This is a genomic window from Vulcanimicrobium alpinum (genome assembly GCF_027923555.1).
GTDB lineage: Bacteria > Vulcanimicrobiota > Vulcanimicrobiia > Vulcanimicrobiales > Vulcanimicrobiaceae > Vulcanimicrobium > Vulcanimicrobium alpinum.
This window is the reverse complement of sequence record NZ_AP025523.1, coordinates 961281-979966: the sequence shown is the minus strand read 5'-3', so window position 1 is coordinate 979966 and position 18686 is coordinate 961281. Positions and strand designations below refer to the sequence as shown.

The 18686-nt window shown below is 68.4% G+C and carries 15 protein-coding genes; 9 read left to right on the top strand and 6 right to left on the bottom strand.

The window, feature by feature from the left end:
* The first annotated feature begins 99 nt into the window (after window positions 1–99).
* From WPS_RS04805 to WPS_RS04795, 3 genes are read left to right on the top strand one after another with little or no spacing between them, the layout of a single operon-like run.
* Complete coding sequence (locus WPS_RS04805) at window positions 100–1827, top strand: thiamine pyrophosphate-binding protein (protein WP_317996717.1); 1728 nt, start codon at window positions 100–102, stop codon at window positions 1825–1827.
* Window positions 1827–2621 carry a hydroxypyruvate isomerase family protein gene (locus tag WPS_RS04800; RefSeq protein ID WP_317996716.1) on the top strand — a complete coding sequence of 265 codons (795 nt, stop codon included), beginning with the start codon at window positions 1827–1829 and terminating at the stop codon, window positions 2619–2621. Before WPS_RS04805 ends, WPS_RS04800 begins: the two co-directional genes overlap by 1 nt.
* Window positions 2618–3514 carry a 2-hydroxy-3-oxopropionate reductase gene (locus WPS_RS04795; RefSeq protein ID WP_317996715.1) on the top strand — a complete coding sequence of 299 codons (897 nt, stop codon included), beginning with the start codon at window positions 2618–2620 and terminating at the stop codon, window positions 3512–3514. Before WPS_RS04800 ends, WPS_RS04795 begins: the two co-directional genes overlap by 4 nt.
* Before the next feature lie 36 nt (window positions 3515–3550).
* On the opposite strand, the gene WPS_RS04790 is transcribed toward WPS_RS04795, so the two are convergent.
* Both WPS_RS04790 and WPS_RS04785 read right to left on the bottom strand, forming a co-directional pair.
* Complete coding sequence (locus WPS_RS04790; RefSeq protein ID WP_317996714.1) at window positions 3551–3844, bottom strand: PepSY domain-containing protein; 294 nt, start codon at window positions 3842–3844, stop codon at window positions 3551–3553.
* A gap of 88 nt (window positions 3845–3932) precedes the next feature.
* Window positions 3933–5177, bottom strand: coding sequence for an NAD(P)/FAD-dependent oxidoreductase (locus WPS_RS04785; RefSeq protein WP_317996713.1), 1245 nt, complete (start codon window positions 5175–5177; stop codon window positions 3933–3935).
* Window positions 5178–5237: 60 nt separating this feature from the next.
* On the opposite strand from WPS_RS04785, the gene WPS_RS04780 reads away from it, so the two are divergent.
* From WPS_RS04780 to WPS_RS04770, 3 genes are all read left to right on the top strand, one after another.
* Window positions 5238–5591, top strand: coding sequence for a hypothetical protein (locus WPS_RS04780; protein ID WP_317996712.1), 354 nt, complete (start codon window positions 5238–5240; stop codon window positions 5589–5591).
* Between the two features lie 7 nt (window positions 5592–5598).
* Window positions 5599–5961: a hypothetical protein gene (locus WPS_RS04775; RefSeq protein WP_317996711.1), complete on the top strand. Its 363-nt coding sequence runs from the start codon at window positions 5599–5601 to the stop codon at window positions 5959–5961.
* A gap of 98 nt (window positions 5962–6059) precedes the next feature.
* Window positions 6060–7142: an IS5 family transposase gene (locus tag WPS_RS04770; protein WP_317996710.1), complete on the top strand. Its 1083-nt coding sequence runs from the start codon at window positions 6060–6062 to the stop codon at window positions 7140–7142.
* A 142-nt stretch (window positions 7143–7284) separates the two neighbouring features.
* On the opposite strand, the gene gltB is transcribed toward WPS_RS04770, so the two are convergent.
* The 3 genes from gltB to WPS_RS04755 form a co-directional block, all read right to left on the bottom strand.
* Window positions 7285–11433, bottom strand: a complete 4149-nt coding sequence (gltB, locus tag WPS_RS04765) for a glutamate synthase large subunit (protein ID WP_317996709.1) — start codon at window positions 11431–11433, stop codon at window positions 7285–7287.
* 72 nt (window positions 11434–11505) lie between these two features.
* Window positions 11506–11826, bottom strand: a complete 321-nt coding sequence (locus tag WPS_RS04760; RefSeq protein WP_317996708.1) for a hypothetical protein — start codon at window positions 11824–11826, stop codon at window positions 11506–11508.
* 190 nt (window positions 11827–12016) lie between these two features.
* Entirely contained in the window at window positions 12017–13171 is a 1155-nt protein-coding gene (locus WPS_RS04755; RefSeq protein WP_317996707.1) for a M20 metallopeptidase family protein, read from the bottom strand.
* Between the two features lie 85 nt (window positions 13172–13256).
* Here WPS_RS04755 and WPS_RS04750 point away from each other — a divergent pair, with 85 nt between their 5' ends.
* On the top strand, window positions 13257–14918 hold the full coding sequence (locus WPS_RS04750; protein WP_317996706.1) for an AMP-binding protein: 1662 nt from the start codon (window positions 13257–13259) through the stop codon (window positions 14916–14918).
* Here the strand turns inward: WPS_RS04750 and WPS_RS04745 are convergent, their stop codons facing one another.
* The gene (locus tag WPS_RS04745) at window positions 14919–16502 is read right to left on the bottom strand and encodes a fatty acyl-CoA synthetase (protein ID WP_317996705.1); all 1584 of its coding nucleotides are present in this window, start codon (window positions 16500–16502) and stop codon (window positions 14919–14921) included.
* Between the two features lie 134 nt (window positions 16503–16636).
* Between WPS_RS04745 and WPS_RS04740 the strand changes: the two genes are divergently transcribed.
* Complete coding sequence (locus WPS_RS04740) at window positions 16637–17668, top strand: thiamine pyrophosphate-dependent dehydrogenase E1 component subunit alpha (protein ID WP_317996704.1); 1032 nt, start codon at window positions 16637–16639, stop codon at window positions 17666–17668.
* 7 nt (window positions 17669–17675) lie between these two features.
* Window positions 17676–18686 (top strand): alpha-ketoacid dehydrogenase subunit beta, encoded by a 1011-nt coding sequence (locus tag WPS_RS04735; protein ID WP_317996703.1) that lies wholly within the window; start codon window positions 17676–17678, stop codon window positions 18684–18686.

Here is an 18686-nt window from a genome sequence, read left to right as displayed (position 1 = left end):
GTTTGTATCCCGTATCCCATTGACAGGATGGCCGTCGGTGCGCTAAGGTTCGATTTACGGGATACCGTATCCCAAACTAACCGCGAAGGAGCCCGCCCGATGCTCGCCACGCCTTCCGCCCCGCCCCGGACGATGACCGCCGCCGCCGCCGCCGTGCGCGTGATGGAGAGCGAGGGGGTCGACCTCGTGTTCGGGATCCCGGGGGCCTCGATTCTGCCCCTTTACGACGCCCTACGCGGGTCGACGATCCGCCACATCGTCACCCGGCACGAAGAGGGGGCCACCCATGCCGCCGACGGCTACGCCCGCGCGACCGGGAAGGTCGGCATCGCGATCGCGACCTCGGGTCCGGGCGGCACCAACTTCGTGACCGGGCTCTACACCGCGATGGCCGACTCGATCCCCATCATCACGATCACGGGACAGGTCCCCGTCGGCCAGCTCCATCGCGAAGGCTTCCAGGCCGTCGACATCTGCGAGATCGTCAAGCCGGTGGTGAAGCGTTCGTTCATCTGCAAAGAAGCGGCGCAGATCCCGTGGGTCTTCCGCGAAGCGTTCCGCATCGCGCGCGAAGGCCGACCCGGCCCGGTGCACATCGACCTGCCGCAGGACGTGCAGCAGCAGCTCGTCTCCTACGATCCTACCGATGACGAGCCGCTCCCGGTCTTCAAGGCGCCGCCGACCGAGGCGAAGATCCGCCGCGCCGTCGAGTGGCTCGCCAACGCCGACCGTCCCGTCCTGATGCCCGGCGGCGGCGTGATCATCGCCGAGGCGTGGGACGAACTCGTCGCGCTCGCCGAACATCTGCAGTGCGCCGTCTCGCCGACCTACATGGGCAAAGGCGCGATCGACGAAGATCACCCGCTGCACATCGGGACCGTCGGGATTCAAACCTCGCAGCCGCACGCGAACGCGCTCTTCCTCGAGAGCGACGTCGTGTGCGCGATCGGCGCGCGCTTCGCGAGCCGTCACACCGGCGATCTGGCGACGTATCGCGGCAACCGCCGCTTCATCCACGTCGACGTGGAAGCGACGCAGATCGGGCGCATCTTCGAACCGGACCTCGCGATCGTCGCCGACGCGAAGCTCACCTTGCAGGCGATGCTCGCCGAAGCGAAGCGCGCGTATCCGAACGGCGTGCGGCGCGAGGCCTGGACGCAGCGCATCGGCGACGCCCGCCGGACGCTGGTCCGCCGCACCGATTTCGCCGACGTTCCCGTCAAGGGGCCGCGCGTGTTCGGCGAGCTCAACGCGTTCTACGGTGACGACACGACGTTCGTCACCGCGATCGGCTTGTATCAGATCTGGAGCGGTCAGTTCCAGACCGTGCACAAGGCGCGACGCTACTTCTGCTGCGGACAGGCGGGCCCGCTGGGCTGGGAGATCAGCGCCTGCACCGGGATCAAGCTCGCGTTCCCGGACCGAGAAGTTGTCGGCGTCGTCGGCGACTACTCGTTCGAGTTCTTGATGGAAGAGATCGCGGTCGCGGTGCAGTACCGCATTCCGTTCGTCCTGGTGATGCTCAACAACGCGCACCTCGGACTCATCCGCCAGGCCGAGCGCAAGTCGTTCGGGTTCAACGACGACTACGAAGTCTCGATCTCCTACGGAGAGGACGGGTACGGGATGGATCACGTCAAGGCGATGGAGTCGATGGGCGCCGCCGGGGTCCGGGTGCGCAATCCCGACGAGATCGCCGCCGCGCTGGCATGGGCGCGCGAGACGTCGAACGCGAAGAGCGTCCCCGTCCTCGTCGAGATCCTCACCGAACACAAAGAGAACGCCGCGATGGGGACGTCGATCGCAGCGATCAACGAGGTGTACTGATGCCGCGCTTCTCGGCCAACCTGTCGTTCCTGTATCAAGAGCACGCGCTGCCGGACCGGATCGACGCGGCGGCCGCCGACGGCTTCACCGGCGTCGAGTACATGTCGCCCTACGAGAGCGATATCGCCGACCTGACGCGCCGCCTGCGCGCGCACCGGATCGAGCAAGTGCTCATCAACCTGCCGATGGGCGACTTCGCGGCGGGCGAGCGCGGTTTCGCCTCCGACCCTTCGCGGGTCGACGAGTTCAAGCGCGGCGTCGCGGCGGCCGCGACGGCGGCGCGCGATCTCGGATGCTCGCGGGTCAACTGTCTGGTCGGTAAAGCGATTCCCGGGGTCGATCCGGCGGCGGCGCATGCGACGCTGGTCGACAACGTCCGCTATGCCGCGACGACGCTGGCCGAACACGGCGTGCAGTTGGTCGTCGAACCGCTCAACCGGATCGAGACGCCCGGTTTTCTGATCGGGACGTCGGCTGAGGGGCTGGCGCTGATCGACGAAGCCGCAGTACCGAACGTGGCCCTGCAATACGACATCTACCACGCGCAGCGCGTCGAGGGGAACATCATCGCGACGCTGCGCGCGCAGATCGCGCGGATCGGCCACGTGCAGATCGCCGACAGTCCCGGCCGCAACGAACCGGGGACCGGCGAACTCGCGTACGAACGGATCCTCCCCGTGCTCGACGAGCTCGGGTACGGCGGATGGGTGGGGCTCGAATACAAGCCCTCGCGCGCCACCTCCGACACCTTCACTTGGATGCATGCGCTGCGCGCGCACGAGGTCGTGTCTTGAGCGAGAAGTCTACCGTCGGATTCATCGGCCTGGGGATCATGGGCAAGCCGATGGCGCGGAATCTGCTGCGCGCCGGCTACCCGGTGATCGTCCTCAACCGTTCGCGCGGGCCGGTCGACGAACTCGTCGCCGACGGCGCGCAGGCGGGGACGACGCCGCAGGACGTCGCGGCGAAGAGCGGCGTCGTCATCACGATGCTGCCCGACTCGCCCGACGTCGAAGCGGTCGTCCTCGGCGAACACGGTGTCGCGAGCGGGATCGCGAGCGGTTCGCTCTACATCGACATGAGCACGATCGCGCCGCAGACCGCGCGACGCGTCGCCGAGGCGATGACGGCGAAGGGCGTCGACGCGCTCGACGCGCCGGTCAGCGGCGGCGAGCAGGGCGCGATCAACGCGGCGCTCTCGATCATGATCGGCGGCAGCGACGCGGCGTTTGAACGCGCGAAGCCGATCTTCGACACGCTCGGCAAGAACATCGTCCACGTCGGCCCGAGCGGCGCCGGTCAGGTGACGAAAGCCTGCAACCAGATCGTCGTCGGCGTGACGATCGAAGCGGTCGCCGAGGCGCTCGCGCTCGCCGAGAACTCCGGCGTCGATCCGGCGAAGGTGCGCGCCGCGCTCCTCGGCGGCTTCGCGCAGAGCAAGATCCTCGAAGTGCACGGCCAGCGCATGATCGACCGCGCGTTCAACCCCGGTTTCAAGGCGAAGCTGCACCGCAAGGACATGAACATCGCCGCCGAAGCCGGCGACGCGCTCGGTCTCGACCTCGCCGCCGCGAAACTCGTGCGCAGCGACTTCGACGAACTCATCGCCCGCGGCGACGGCGAACGCGATCACAGTGCCCTGCGCACCCGCTACCCGCTCCCCGAGCCGGCGACCCTGTCACGCTGAGCCATCGGGACTGCTTGCCGTACAAACTCAGCCGGGCTACTTTCGCTCGACTTTTTCGGTAGCGGGTTTCTCGACGACGTTCTCGATGATGCGTGCGGTGATTGCATCGACGCCGACCTCATGCTGCCCCCGCGGCGTGGTGATGTCGAAGGTGTAGCGCAGACCACCGGCCTCGCGCTCGAGTTCTTCCCCGGCAATCGTGCCGCGGACGGTCGCGAGCGCGAGCCTACGCGCTTGGGCGAGTGAGATCTTCGCCTTCGCGGCGAGAGCGGGCGGAACGGTCGACGTGCTTGCGGCAGATGCGGCGAGGGGGGTGATGGCCGCCGTCAACGCGACGGCGGCGAGGAACGAACGATTCATGCTCTCACGCTACGCCGTGCGGATGACGCGGAGCTGAACGCAGCGGGGGACCGGGCGTTCAGTCGGCCGTCCAGTCCAGCAGCGCTTTGCGGTCGGCTTTCGGGAAGCGCGCCTTCGTTTTGATCGCGTCGAGGTAGCGGCGTTTGCCGGCGCGGTTGCCTTTGCCGATCAGCACGGCGCCGACGAAGCGGTCCTCGAGGAAATAGAGCGCGCGGTACCAGCCCCGGTCGCGGTCGACGTGCATCTCGGTTTCGATGTCGTCGCGATACTCGGGCGAGAGCCCGAACTGCGTGATCGTCTGGCCGCTGAAGACGAGCGACGAGTACTCGGGGACCGTGTCGAAGACTTTCCGCTCCGCGCCGTTGGCGGCGGCGGCCATGTTGTGCGCCGCGAGCTTCCCGTGCGCGCCGGCGCTGTTCCAGGTCCCCATCCGGTAATGCTGTTCGGCGATCGGATCGTAGAACTCGGCGCAGTCGCCGGCGGCGAACACGCCCTTCACGTCGGTCTCGAGATGCTCGTCGGTAACGATCCCGGTGCGCGTGCGGATCTCCGTCCCCTCGCAGAGCTCGAGGTTGATCGTCAGCCCGAGGCCGATCCCCACCAGATCGGTGTCGATCGTCGTCCCGCTGGTCGTGACGACCTTCGAGACCGCGCCGTTGCTGCGCACCATCTCGCGCACTTCCTCGCCGAAGTGCAGGTGCACGCCGTCGGTGCGCGCCGCGTCGTGGAGCAGCTCGCCCGCGGCTTCGTCGAGCATGCGCCGCAGAAACCGCGGCCCGCGGATGAGCCAGTGCGTCTCCACCCCGCGCGAGACGAATGCTTCGGCGAGTTCGTAGGCGATGAACGAGCCGCCGACCGAGACGCCGACCTTCGCCGTCTCGAGCGCTTCGGAGATCGCTTTGGTCTCGTCGAGATATTGAAAGTTGTACACGTTGTGCGCGCCCGCCGCGCCCGGGGACGCCGCCGGATTGGGCCGGCCGCCGGTCGCGAGCAGCAGCGCGTCGTAGGGGTAGGCCGAACCGTTCGCGGTGACCGTCTTGCCGGCGGTGTCGACGGCGTCGACGCGGGTCCCAAGGCGCAGGTCGATCCCGTGCTTCTCGTGCCACGCCAGGTCGCGCATGATGACCTTCTGCTCCGTCACCTGTTTGCGCAGCATCGGCGGAAGCGCGATCCGGTTGTAGAGGCAGTAGGGCTCGTCGGCGAAGAGGATGATCGAGCACGCAGGGTCGAGTTTGCGCAACTGCTCCGCGCAGGTGGTCCCGGCAAAGCCGTTCCCGACGATGACGTATCGACGATCAGCCACGATTCCTCAGTTTATCGCACGCAGCGGGGCGCGTCCTACGACCGTACTCGGTGCGGCGGCATGAATCCGCGTCTGGTGAACCTGCTGGCGTCGTTCATCCGCGGCTCGTCGGACTACGCGCTGGCCCGGCTCGAGTTCGCGATGCGATTCGACCGGCGCCCGGCGCCGCCGCTGCTCGACCTGCTGCCGGACGCGTCGGCGGCGACGTTGAACGAGCGCTGGGAGACGGTGGAGACGCAGCTCGCGGCGATCGTCGTCTACGTGAAACAGCTCGAGACCGCATCGGGTACGGAGGAGCGCGCCGATCCGGCGTTCCGCTGGCTGCGCCGCACCGTGCGCGAGCTCGACCAGTACGCGCGCGCCCTGCGCTGGGTTCTCACCGTGCACGGTTCCGATCGTCCCGAGGAAAGGTAGTCACCGCATGGACTTTCTCAACAAAGCGCTGGATCAGGCCAAGGCCCTGCAGCAAATCGCGGCCGAAGCGATGCAAAAGAGCTACGAGCAGGCGCAGCCGCTCGTCGCGCAGGGCGTAAAGCAGGCGCAGGAACTGCAGAAAACGCTCGTCGAGCAGGCGCCGCACGTCACCGCCACGGCGCAGGAACAGTACAACGCCGCGCTCGAGCACGCCGGGACGTTCATCGCGACCGGCAAGACCGTGCTCGAGGCGGGGACCTCCGCCGCCTCGCAGCACCTGGCGACCTTCGCCGATCAAGCGAAGAAGGCGGCTGACGCGACGCTGAGCGCCGTCAACTCCGCCAAACCCAAGCCGCCCGGAGAGTCCTAGCAGGCCGATGAAAAATCGGCCGAGTTGATGTTGGCGTGACGGCGTTTTTCGCGTATTATAAGAGCAAGTCTCCTCATACCTTGGTGAGGTTGCGGCCGATGCGGACTCATGATGAGCAGCGTGCATCCGTTTGGACGACGTTGCAGCCGGAAGACACCGTGCCCGGCGATCATCCGTTGCGCCCGATGCGCGTGATGGTCAACGAAATTCTGCGCGAACTCTCGCCGGAGTTTTCCAAGCTCTACTCCCGACGGGGCCGGCCATCGATCGCGCCGGAGAAGCTGCTGCGAGCCTTGCTGTTGCAAATGTTCTACTCGATCCGCAGCGAGCCGATGCTGCTGGAGCAGTTGCGTTACAATTTGCTCTTTCGTTGGTTCGTGGGCTTGAGCATGGACGACAAGATCTGGGACCCCTCGACGTTCAGCAAGAACCGCGATCGGTTCTTGAATGGCGAAATCTCCGAGCGGTTCTTCGCCGCCGTGGTCGAGCGGGCGCGTGCCGACGAACTGCTCTCGAACGAGCATTTCACCGTCGATGGGACGCTAATCGAGGCGTGGGCCAGCCACAAGAGCTTTCGGCCCAAGTCGGACGACGAACCGCCGACCTCGAGCGGCGGTCGCAACGAGGGCGTGAACTTTCGTGGCCGGCCGCGCAGCAACGAGACGCACGTCTCGAGTACCGATCCGGACGCGCGGTTGTACCGCAAGAGCAGCGGCGCGCCGGCGATTCTCGGCTATCTCGGACATGCTCTGATGGAGAATCGCAACGGCTTGATCGTCGGCGTGAAGACCACTCGCGCGACCGGGATCGCCGAACGCGAAGCAGCGCTGGAATTGATTCGCGGGGTCAGCGGAAGCAACCGAATCACGCTCGGTGCCGACAAGGCGTACGATACCAAAGACTTTGTCGAGGCGTTGCGAGCGCTCAACGTGACGCCGCACGTTGCTCAAAATACGACCCGTCGCCGCAGCGCGATCGACCGCCGAACCATCCGCCATCCGGGCTACACGGTTAGTCAACGCAGGCGCAAGTTGATCGAGGAGAGCTTCGGGTGGGGCAAGACGATCGGCCGATTGCGCAAGGTGCATTTCCGCGGGCTTGATCTGGTCGGCGACATTGTGCGCTGGACGGCCGCGGCGTACAACTTGATCAGGATACGCAATCTGAGGGCCGCGACATGATGCGAAGTGATGCTGACCCGAGGGGCGTTTTCGAGATGAACCGCTCGGCAACGGGCTTCGAGGGGTCCGCCGACCTCCCGAAAACCGTGCTGAACGGGCAGTTCGCGAACCAAGCGCCGATTTTTTCACGGGGCTGCTAGCCTTACGGCGCGGTCGCGTACGCCGCCGGCGTCGCGACCGCGACCGCGATCCGGACGAAACCGTCGAGGTCGCCGGCGAGCAGTTCGCGCGCGCGTGCCGAGCAGGTGCGCAACGCGTGTTCCGCAAGCAGGACGCGCAGCGAGGCGCGGCCCGCGTCGTCGAGGTCGTGAGGAACGAGCGGCGTCGGGCCGAGCCGCTGCGCGTGATCGCGCAGGACGTAGAGCTCGCCGCCGGTCATCCCGCTCGCCAGGTTGCGTCCGGTCGCGCCGAGGATCACGACGGTCCCCTTCGTCATGTACTCGCAGGCGTGGTCGCCCGCGCCTTCGACGACGATCGTCGCGCCGCTGTTGCGCACCGCGAGCCGTTCGCCCGCGCTGCCGCGGATGTACGCGTCGCCGCCGCGCGCGCCGTAGAAGCACGCGTTGCCGATCGCGGGCTCGCCCGGATTCCCGGCACCGCGGACGACCAGCACGCCCGAGCTCATCCCCTTGCCGGCACCGTCGTTCGCTTCGCCGTCGAGCTCGAGCGTCAGCGGTGCCGCGAGGAACGCGCCGAAACTTTGTCCCGCGCTTCCCGCGTAGCGGTACGTCGCCGGCCCCACGTACTCGCCGCGCGCTTTGCGCACGACCGCGTCGTAGGCCAGGCGTGCGCCGACGGCGCGGTCGGCCGGCGTGATGCGCTGCGTTCCGCCGGGGATCGCCTCGTCGTCGAGGTGCGCGTTGTCGATGCGCGCCGAGTCGTACGGTGCGCGCGTCTCGGGGAGGCGCAGCACTTCGTCGAGTTCGATCCCCTTCGCGCGCTCGTAGCGCGGACGCACGAGATCGCTGCGGCCTTGGATCTCGTCGAGGGAGCGCGCCCCAAGCGCCGCGAGGCGCCGCCGCACGTCGCGGGCGACGAAGCGCAGAAACGTCTCGGCATCCTCGGCGGTGCCGGGGAATTTCTTGCGCAGCGCGGCGTCCTGGGTCGCGATGCCGACCGGACACGTGTTCTGATGGCACTGGCGCGCGTAGATGCAGCCCAGCGCGACGAGCAGGGCGCTGCCGAAGCCGAACATGTCGGCGCCGAGCATCGACGCGACGATCACGTCGCGGCCGGACTTGAACCCGCCGTCGACGCGCAGCCGCACGCGACCGCGCAGGCCGTTGGCGACCAGCGTGTGGTGCGTCTCGACCAGACCCAGTTCCCACGGCAGGCCGGCGTGCTTGATCGAACCCAGCGGTGAGGCGCCGGTGCCTCCGTCGTGGCCGGCGATGTGCACGACGTCGGCGCGCGCTTTCGCGACGCCGCTTGCGACGTAGCCGATCCCGGACTGCGCCACCAGCTTCACGGCGATCTTCGCCTTGGCGTTCGCGCGGCGCAGGTCGTAGATCAGCTGCGCGAGATCTTCGATCGAGTAGATGTCGTGGTGCGGCGGCGGCGAGACCAGCGACTGGCCGGGGGCCGCGCCGCGCAGCCACGCGATCTCGGCGGTCACCTTGAAGCCCGGAATCTGCCCGCCCTCGCCGGGCTTCGCGCCCTGCGCGATCTTGATCTCGAGCTCTTCCGCGGTCGCCAGGTATTCGGCCGACACGCCGAAGCGCGCCGACGCAACTTGCTTGATCGCGTTGAGAGTGCGGGCGGGATCCTCGCCGCCTTCGCCGCCGTTGCTGCGCGCGCCGGCGATTTTCGCGCCGAGCGCGACGGCTTCGTGCGCCTCGGGTCCGAGTGCCCCGAGCGACATCGCCGCGGTGACGAAGCGCGCCAGGATCGCGCTCTCGGGCTCGACTTGATCGAGCGCGAGCGGATCGCCGATCGCGACCGGCTCGATGAGGTCGCGCAAATTGATCGCTTCGCGCGCTTCCAGATCGTCGGAGAGCTTGAGAAAGGCCGCCTCGTCGCGCGCGACGATCGTTTTCCGCAGTCCCTTGAGCAGCGGCGGGTCGAACGCGTGGCGCACGCCGTCGCGCCGGAAACGGAACATCCCGCGCTGCGGCGGCTCAGCGCCCTCGGCGGCGAGCGCGCTCCACGAGCGCAGGTCTTCTTCCAACTCGTCGAAGCCGAGGGTCGGGACGTGCGCCGCCATCCCCGGGAAGCACGCGGTGACGACCTCGCGCGCGAGCCCGAGCGCTTCGAACGTCTGCGCGCCGACGTACGAACGCAGCGTGCAGATGCCGAGCTTCGCGAGGATCTTCACCAGCCCGGTGCGCAGTGCGTCGAGATACGGCGTCGCGCTCCCCGTTTCGGCGATCGCGGCGCGCGCGGCGAGCCACGGCGTGACGATGTTGGCACCGGACGCGATCAACGCCGCGCAGGCGTGCGCGTCGCGCGCGAACCCGTCGCAGGCGGCGATCGACGCCTGCAGGCGCAGACCCGCGTCGGTGAGCCGCTGGTGGACGGCGCCCGCGGCGAGGATCGCCGGGACGGGAAGCGCGGCACCGCGGTCGTCGAGGACGAGATAGGTCGCGCCTTCGCGGACTTTGCGCTCGGCTTCGTCGGCGATCGCCGTGATGCGCGCGCGCAGCGACGTCCCGGCGCAGTCGAGCGCGAAGCGCTCCGTGACCAGCCGCGTGTCGTAGGCGAGCGCGTCGAACGCGCCCTCTTCGAGCAGGGCGGTGTCGACGTTGACGATGCTCCCGGGTGCGGGGACGTCGCCGTTGGTCGCGCCGCTGCCGACCCACGCGCGCACGTCGAACACAAAGCCTTCGCGCAGCGCGTCGATCGGCGGGTTCGTCACCTGCGCGAAGCGCTGACGCAGGTATTCGGTGACCGGCATCCGCCGTTCGAAGAACGGCAGGGCCGCGTCGTCGCCCATCGACGAGACCGGCTCGGCGCCGGCGGCGAGCGGCGAGACGACCTGCTTGAGCTCGTCCTGCGTGTAGCCGAAGCGCACGAGATCGCGACGCAGTTCGCCGGCTTCGACGTCGCGCGGCGCGGTGTCGGCCGGCGGATCGAACCGCCACGAAGCGACCGTCGCGCGGAAGTCGGACCCGTCGCGCCGGAACGCGCGGAACGTCTCGGGGCGGATCAGTTCGCCCGTCGCGAAGCGGACGACGATGCGTTCGCCGGGGCCGAGCCGGCCGCGCTCGACGATCGGATCGTCGCCGAAGTCGACGATCCCGGCTTCCGACGCGGCGAGGATCTTGCCTGACGCGGTGCGGCACCAGCGCAGCGGGCGGAACCCGCTGCGGTCGAGCGCCGCCCCGACGCGATCGCCTTCGGCGAACACGATCGCCGCCGGTCCGTCCCACGGCTCCACGGTCGGAACGTGCGCGTCGTAGTACGCGCGCAGACGGTCGTCGTCGTCGATCGCCGGCGAGAGCATGATGTCGACCGCCTCGTCGACGCGGTAGCCGGCGCCGACCATCGCGTCGAGCGCGACGTCGAACTCGAGCGAGTCGGAGGCGCCGCGCGGCGAGACGATCCCGCGCGCGCGCATCCAGGCGCGATTACCGGTGATCGTGTCGATCTCGCCGTTGTGCGCGATCGCGCCGAACGGCTGCACGAGCCGCCAGCTCGGCGCGGTGTTCGTGCTGAAGCGCTGATGAAAGACCGCGAAGCGCGATGCGCACGCGGGATCGCGCAGGTCGGCGAAGTACGCGCCGAGTTCGCTCGACGAAAGCAGACCTTTGTAGACCACCGTCGACGGGGACGCGCTCACCAGCGTCGCGCGATCGTTCTCCTCGCGCAGCGCGCGGATCACCGCACGGCGGACGGCGCGCATCCGCTCGTGCGCGTTCCCCGGCCCCATGTCGACCAGCAGCTGCTCGTACGACGGCGCCGACGCCGCCGACTGCGTCCCCAGAACCGAGGGATCGACCTCCGGGACGCGCCAGCGCATCGGTGCGACCTGCTCGCCGCGGACGGCCTGCTCGACGCGGGCCCGCATTGCGGCGGCGCCGTCTTCGTCGCGCGGCAAGAACACGCACACGGCGGCAAGGTGACGCTCGGGGACGCGCACGTGCGCGAGCGCGAGCTCGCGCAGGAACAGCGCGCGCGGCGTCTCGAGGAGAATGCCGGCACCGTCGCCGGTGCGGCCGTCCGCGGCGCGCGCACCGCGGTGTTCCATCGCTCCGACCGCGGTCAGCGCGAGGGAGACGATCTGATGGGAGGCGCGACTGCCGAGGTCGGCGAGAAATCCGACCCCGCAGGCGTCATGCTCTTCGAAGCGCATGGGAAGTCCCTACGATAGGCCAGAACGGCGCCGCTGTCATTCGACAAACGGCGAAGCGTGAGCCCCTGCGGTTTACTTGCGGATGCGCTTGCTTGGCTGCGCACTGTGCGCGATGATCGCGGTGCGGCGCACGTCGGAACGAAGTGCCGAATCGACCGGCGGCTGGGCGGAGAGATTCTTCTTGAGCACGCGGCGCCACGGCACCGTCCGGGCATCGAGCCGAACGTCGCGTCCTTGTGCACGGGCCGCGCAGATCGCACCGGCCAGCGCGTCCATCTCCGCCTCGTCGCGGATCTGCAGATCGCGCACGTCGACGATCACCGTCGCGCCCGCGAAGCCCGACATCCCGCGCTCCAGCGCCGCGAACGAACGCACGAGATCGTCATCGAGCACGCCGATCAGCCGAAGCGATACCGGGCGGGGAACGGCCAGCGGCTGGGGTGCATACACGAAAAACACTCCTCGGCAGAGATCGTCGGTCTCCCGAATGTACGCCCGAGAACTGAGAAAAGTTTGAGCGCCGGATGAGAGCCGCCTGAGAAGTGGCTGAGATCACCCGGTCACGGAGAGCGCGACATCGCGCTCAGCCGCGCAGGCCGAGTGCGACCATCATGCGGTAGCCGACGTCGAGGGCGCGCTCGTCGATGTCGAAGCGGGCGTTGTGGTGCGGGAACGACGTCGACTCGCCGCCGCGCGCGCCGACCACGAAATATGCGCCGGGACGCAGCTCCTGCATGAACGACATGTCCTCCGCCCACATCACGATGTCGTGTTCGACGACGTCGCCGGCGCCGAGCTCCGCGCGCCCCACCTCGCGCACCACGTCGTTCATCGCGCGCGCGTTGACGGTCGGCGGATACGACCAGTGATAGGCGAACTCGTACTCGAAGCGCATCGCCTCGGCGAGCCCCTTGAGGATCCGCTCCATCCGCTGCGGCATCGAGCGGCGCACCTCGGCGTCGAACGCGCGCACCGTCCCCTTCATCGTCGCCTGATCCGGGATCACGTTGAACGTCGTCCCGCTGACGAATTGGCCGACCGTGATCACCGCCGGGTCCTTCGGCGCCACCTCGCGGCTGACGATCGTCTGCAGGGCGGTGATCAGATACGCGCCCGCCGCGATCGGATCGACCGCGAGCTGCGGCATCGCGCCGTGCCCCCCTTTTCCGCGGATCGTGAGATCGAACTCGTCGGCGGAGGCGAAGAACGCGCCGTCGCGCACGCCGATCTTCCCGACGTCGAGCCCGCTGAACAGGTGCAGCGCGAAGGTGCGGTCGACGTGCGGGTTCTCGAGCGCACCGTCGTCGATCATCTTCTGCGCGCCCGCGTGGCCTTCTTCACCCGGCTGGAAGCAGAACACCAGCGTCCCCGGCACCTCGGCGCGGCGCGCCGCGAGCGTCGCCGCCGCCGCAAGGAGGATCGCGACGTGACCGTCGTGACCGCACGCGTGCATCACGCCGGGATGCTGCGAGCGATAGGGCACGTCGTTGAGCTCGGCGATCGGGAGCGCGTCCATGTCGGCGCGCAGCAGCGTCACCGGACCCGGTTTGCCGCCCTGCAGCGTCCCCAGCACCCCCGTTTCGCCGATTCCGGTGCGCACCTCGTCGAGCCCGAGCGCCCCGAGCTGCTCGGCCACGAACGCGGCCGTCGCGTGCTCGACCATCGAGAGCTCGGGCTGCGCGTGCAGCCGGCGCCGCACCGAGATCAGCGTGTCGGTGGGGATGGCGAGCGTCGTCATGGCATCACTTTCGCGCGGGGTGAGGAATATCGCCTGCGAGCGTCGGATCGTTCGCACACACCGCCGCTCCAAGGAGAACGCGCCAATGCCGCTGCCGAGCTACGCTCACGGTGCGAGTTCCGTCCCGCTGCTGGGCGAGACGATCGGCGACAACCTCGACCGCATCGCGGCGCGGTTCCCCGATCGCGATGCCGTCGTCGCCGTCCATCAGAACCGCCGCCTCTCCTATCGGGAGTTTGCGGCGGAGACCGACCGACTCGCCAAGGCGCTGATCGCCTCGGGCGTGCAGCACGGTGAACGGGTCGGGATCTGGTCGCCGAACTCGCTGGAATGGGTGCTCGCGCAATACGGTACGTCGAAGTGCGGCGCGGTGCTCGTCAACGTCAACCCAGCCTACCGCCTGCACGAAGTCGAGTACGCCTTGCAGCAGAGCGGCGTCTCGACACTCATCGTCCTCGACCGCTACAAGACCAGCGAGTATCTGACGATGGTGCGGGAGGTGCGCGGCGCGCTGCCGCTGCTGCGCGAGGTGGTGATCGTCGGCGACGAGCCGCCCGGTGACGGCGAGCGCGAGTGGGACGCCTACCTCGCGCGCGCCGCCGAATGCGACGATGCGACGCTCGCCGCGCGCAAAGCGCGCTGTCAGTTCGACGAGGCGATCAACATCCAGTACACCTCGGGGACGACCGGCTTCCCCAAAGGCGCGACGCTCTCGCACCACAACATCCTCAACAACGGCTTCTTCATCGGCGAGGGCTGCCGCTACACCGACGCCGACCGCGTCTGCGTCCCCGTGCCGTTCTATCACTGCTTCGGGATGGTGCTCGGCAACCTCGCGATCACGACGCACGGCGCCACGATCGTGATCCCGAACTGGACCTTCGACCCGGCGCTCACGCTCGAAGCCGTGCAGGCGGAACGATGCACCTCGCTCTACGGCGTCCCGACGATGTTCATCGCCGAACTCGCGCTGCCGAACTTCGCGTCGTACGACCTCTCGACGCTGCGCACCGGGATCATGGCCGGCTCGCCGTGCCCGGTCGAAGTGATGAAGCGCGTGCAGAACGAGATGCACATGCCCGAGGTGACGATCTGCTACGGGATGACCGAAACGTCGCCGGTCTCGACGCAGACGCTCACCGACGATCCGGTCGAGAAGCGCACCGGCACCGTGGGCCGCGTCCACCCGCACATCGAGGTGAAGATCGTCGACGCGGAGGGCGAGATCGTCCCGCGCAACACGCCCGGCGAGCTCTGCACCCGCGGCTACAGCGTGATGCTCGGCTACTGGGAAAACCCCGAGGCGACCGCCGGCGCGATCGACAGCGCGCGCTACATGCACACCGGCGACATCGCGACGATGGACGACGACGGCTACGTCAACATCAGCGGGCGCATCAAGGACATGGTGATCCGCGGCGGCGAGAACATCTACCCGCGCGAGATCGAGGAATTTCTCTACACGCATCAGGCGATCAAGGACGTGCAAGTCGTCGGCGTCCCCGACGAAAAGTACGGCGAAGAGCTGTGCGCGTGGGTGGTGCTCAACGACGGCGCAAACGCGACCGCCGACGAGATCCGCGAGTTCTGCCGCGGGCAGATCGCGCACTACAAGATCCCGCGCTACGTGATGTTCGTCGACGGCTGGCCGATGACGGTGAGCGGCAAGGTGCAGAAATACAAGATGCGCGAGGAATCGATCCGCACGCTCGGGCTCGAACGCGCCGCCGCCGTCGTAACCGCCTAGTCACCCTCGGGATGACGGGATCAGGGGTGACGCGTATTTTGCGCGGAGGTCGCGTTTGAGGAGTTTGCCGGCGGTGTTGCGCGGGAGCGCGTCGACGAAGTGCACGCGCTTAGGGACTTTGAACGGCGCGAGCGTACCGCGCGCGTGCGCGATCAGCTCGTCTTCGCTCACCGCTGCCCCGGGCCGTACGGCGACGACCGCGGTGACCGCCTCGACCCAACGCGGGTCGGGGAGGGCGATCACCGCGACCTCGTACACGCTCGGATGCGTGAACAGCGCCTCCTCGACTTCACGGCTCGAGACGGTCACGCCCCCGGTGTTGATGATGTCCTTGGTGCGGTCGACGACGAACAGATAGCCGTCGTCGTCGCGAATCGCCACGTCGCCGGAATGAAACCAGTCGCCGCGAAACGCCTCGGCCGTCTCCTCGGGCTTGTCCCAGTAGCGCAGCAGCAGCTGCGGCGAACGGTGCACGATCTCGCCCGCGCCCCCGGGCGCGACGTCGTTCATCGCCTCGTCGACCACCCGCGTCTCGACGTTGAGCACCGGCCGTCCGCACGACGCTGGCCGCGCGTCGTGCTCCTCAGGCCGCAGCACCGTCGCGAGCGGCCCGATCTCGCTTTGCCCGTAGAGATTGTAGGCGTGCGCGCCGGGAAGCCGGCGGCGCAGTTCTTCGAGCACCGGGACCGGCATGATCGAGGCGCCGTAATAGGTGCGCTCGAGGCTGCGCAGGTCGCGGCGGTCGAAGTCGTCGTGGCGCAGCAGCGCGATCCACACCGTCGGCGGCGCGAAGAACGACGTGATGCGGTGCTCTTCGATCAGCCGCAGCACCAGCGCCGGCTCGGGCGCTTCGATCAGCACCGACTCGGCGCCGAGCTGGAGATGCGGGTTCATGAAGACGTGCATCTGCGCGGAGTGATAGAGCGGCAGCGCGTCGAGCGACCGGTCGTGCGCGAACATGTCGGCGCTGGCGATGCAGCTCGCGTAGTGCGCGGCGAACGCCGCGTGCGTCATCACCGCGCCCTTCGGGTCCGCGGTCGTCCCGGAGGTGTAGAGGATCTGCGCGATCCCTTCGCCGTTCGCCAGATCGATCGGCGCGTCGTCGCCGGCCGTCTCCTGCGCGAAGGCGAGGACGTCGAACGCGCCCTCGCCGGCCGCGAACGTGCCGCGCAGCGCCAGCCGCGCGGCATCCGTGCAGGCATTTACGCTCGGCATCAGCGCGACGTCGGCGATGAGCGCCGACGCGCCTGACTGGCGCACGATGTAGCCGAGTTCGTCGGGACGGAGCGCATAGTTGACCGGCACGTGGATGAGCCCCGCGCGCGTCGCACCGAACCACGTCAGCAGGTACGCGTCCGAGTTGCGGCCGTACGCCGCGACGCGGTCGCCCGGACGCAGCCCCGCCGCGACGAAGGCGCGCGCGATGCGATCCGCCGCGCGATCGAACGCCGCGTACGTCCACGTACGATCGCCGAAGCGCAGCGCGACCGCGGAGGCGCGCCGCAGCGCAGACCGGCGCAGCCCCGCGCCGACGCTGTCACGGCGCGCCGCGTCGCCCGGGCTGGTCATACGATCACTCGACATGCCGGAACCTTGGACTCCCCGCACGGTTGCCCTGTGGGTCCCCGGGGACGGTGCGAACGGCGCGGCGCAGGAGTCGCGGCGCTCCGCGCGCGAGTATCCGCGGTTCTCACTTCCTCGTTTCAGGGGTCGAATCGATGGCGAAAACCACGACCGCGCGCGGTCCGGAACTCGAGCGCGCCGGCCTGTCCGACGAGCAGCTCACCGCGATCCTTCGCAACATGCTGCTCCAGCGGCAGCTCGACAACCGCGGCTTCCAGCTCAACCGCCAGGGCAAGATCCCCTTCGCGCTGGGCTCCGAGGGACATGAAGCGGTGCAGTCGGGCGCGGCGATGGCCTTCCGGCGCGGACGCGACGTCCTGGTGCCCTACTACCGCGATCTCGGTCTGGCGCTGGGCGTCGGGATGTCGCCGTTCGAGATCCTCTCCTCGCTGTTCGCGCGGCAGACGGATCGCAACGGCGGCCGCCAGTTCCCCAACCACTACACGAACCACGAACTCGGCGTCGCGTCGATCTCGTCGATCATCGCCGGCCATTGCACCCATGCGACCGGGATCGCGGCGGCCTTCCGCTATCGCAAGGAGAGCGGGCGCGCGGTGCTGTGCCCGACCGGCGAAGGCGCGACCTCGCAAGGCGAGTGGCACGAGGCGGTCAACTACGCGTCGGTCCACACCCTCCCGATCGTGTTCCTGGTCGAGAACAACCAGTGGGCGATCTCGACGCCGCAGACGATGCAGATGCGCGTCGCAAACGTCGCCGACAAGGCCGCGGGCTACGGGATCCCCGGGACCGTCTGCGACGGCACCGATCCGGTCGCGACCTATCGCGCCGTGCACGCGGCGATGGAACGCGCGCGCTCCGGCGGCGGCCCGTCGATCGTCGAGGCGAAGTGCTACCGCTTCCTCTCGCACTCGACGGACGACGACGACCGCACTTACCGCGACCGCCATCAAGTCGAAGAACAGCGCAAGCACGATCCCGTCCCGCGCTTCGAAGAACGCCTGATCGCCGCGGGGATCATCGACGCGGCCGCCGCGAAGAAACTGCGCAACGACGTGCTGCGCGAGACGAACGAAGCAACGGACGCCGCCGAAGCCCAGCCGTATCCGGCCCCCGATACCCTCTACACGAACGTCGTCGCGGGCGACTATCGCCCGTGGCAGGAGTAGCCCCCGCATGACCGCCACCGAACAGCAGACCGGCACGTCGGTCATGACCAACGTCGAAGCCGTGCGCACGACCCTGCACGACGCGCTCGCGCGCGACGAGCGCGTGCTCATCATGGGCGAGGACGTCGGATCGCGCGGCAACGTCTTCCTCATCACCAAAGGGTTTTTCGAGGAGTTCGGACCCGAGCGCATCATCGACACGCCGCTCGCCGAAGCCTCGATCGTCGGCGTCGCGATCGGGATGGCGATGGAAGGGCTGCGGCCGATCGCCGAGATCCAGTTCGCCGACTTCATCTATCCGGCGTTCAACCAGATCGTCGGCGAAGCGGCGAAGACGCGCTACCGCTCCAACGGCGACTACACGTGCCCGCTGGTGATCCGCACCCCATACGGCGGCGGCGTCCGCGGCGCGCTTTCGCACTCGGTCTCGATCGAGGCGCTTTTCTATCACGTGCCGGGACTGACGATTCTGGCGCCGTCGACGCCGGCCGACATCAAGGGTCTGCTGAACGCGGCGATCGAGTGCCCCGATCCGGTGCTCTTCCTCGAACACAAGAAGACGTACCGCAGCGTCAAGGGCGAGGTCCCGTGCGGCTACTACACGATCCCGATCGGCAAGGCCGACGTGAAGAAAACCGGGCGCGACGTCTCGGTGGTGTCGTACGGCTACAACCTGCATCAGGCGCTCGACGCGGCGAACCGGCTCGAAGGGGAAGGCGTCTCGGTCGAAGTGATCGATCTGCGTTCGATCCGGCCGATGGACAAGACGACGATCCTCGAGAGCGTGCGCAAAACGCGCAAGCTGCTCATCATCCACGAAGACAACAAGTTCGGCGGGATCGGCGCGGAGATCAGCGCGATGGTCGCCGAAGAAGCGCTGTTCGACCTCGATGCACCGATCCGCCGCCTGTGCGGCCCCGACGTCCCCGCGATGGGCTACGCCCTGCCGCTCGAAGAAGAGTTCATGATCTCCACCGATGCGATGGTCGAGGCGATGCGCTCGCTGGCGAAGTTCTAG

Excerpts from the sequence above, each read along its gene's own strand:
- WPS_RS04805 (WP_317996717.1), top strand. The coding sequence starts at position 100 with ATGCTCGCCACGCCTTCCGCCCCGCCCCGGACGATGACCGCCGCCGCC.
- WPS_RS04800 (WP_317996716.1), top strand. The coding sequence starts at position 1,827 with ATGCCGCGCTTCTCGGCCAACCTGTCGTTCCTGTATCAAGAGCACGCG.
- WPS_RS04780 (WP_317996712.1), top strand. The coding sequence starts at position 5,238 with ATGAATCCGCGTCTGGTGAACCTGCTGGCGTCGTTCATCCGCGGCTCG.
- WPS_RS04775 (WP_317996711.1), top strand. The coding sequence starts at position 5,599 with ATGGACTTTCTCAACAAAGCGCTGGATCAGGCCAAGGCCCTGCAGCAA.
- WPS_RS04770 (WP_317996710.1), top strand. The coding sequence starts at position 6,060 with ATGCGGACTCATGATGAGCAGCGTGCATCCGTTTGGACGACGTTGCAG.
- gltB (WP_317996709.1), bottom strand. The coding sequence starts at position 11,433 with ATGCGCTTCGAAGAGCATGACGCCTGCGGGGTCGGATTTCTCGCCGAC.
- WPS_RS04755 (WP_317996707.1), bottom strand. The coding sequence starts at position 13,171 with ATGACGACGCTCGCCATCCCCACCGACACGCTGATCTCGGTGCGGCGC.
- WPS_RS04750 (WP_317996706.1), top strand. The coding sequence starts at position 13,257 with ATGCCGCTGCCGAGCTACGCTCACGGTGCGAGTTCCGTCCCGCTGCTG.
- WPS_RS04745 (WP_317996705.1), bottom strand. The coding sequence starts at position 16,502 with ATGTCGAGTGATCGTATGACCAGCCCGGGCGACGCGGCGCGCCGTGAC.
- WPS_RS04740 (WP_317996704.1), top strand. The coding sequence starts at position 16,637 with ATGGCGAAAACCACGACCGCGCGCGGTCCGGAACTCGAGCGCGCCGGC.
- WPS_RS04735 (WP_317996703.1), top strand. The coding sequence starts at position 17,676 with ATGACCGCCACCGAACAGCAGACCGGCACGTCGGTCATGACCAACGTC.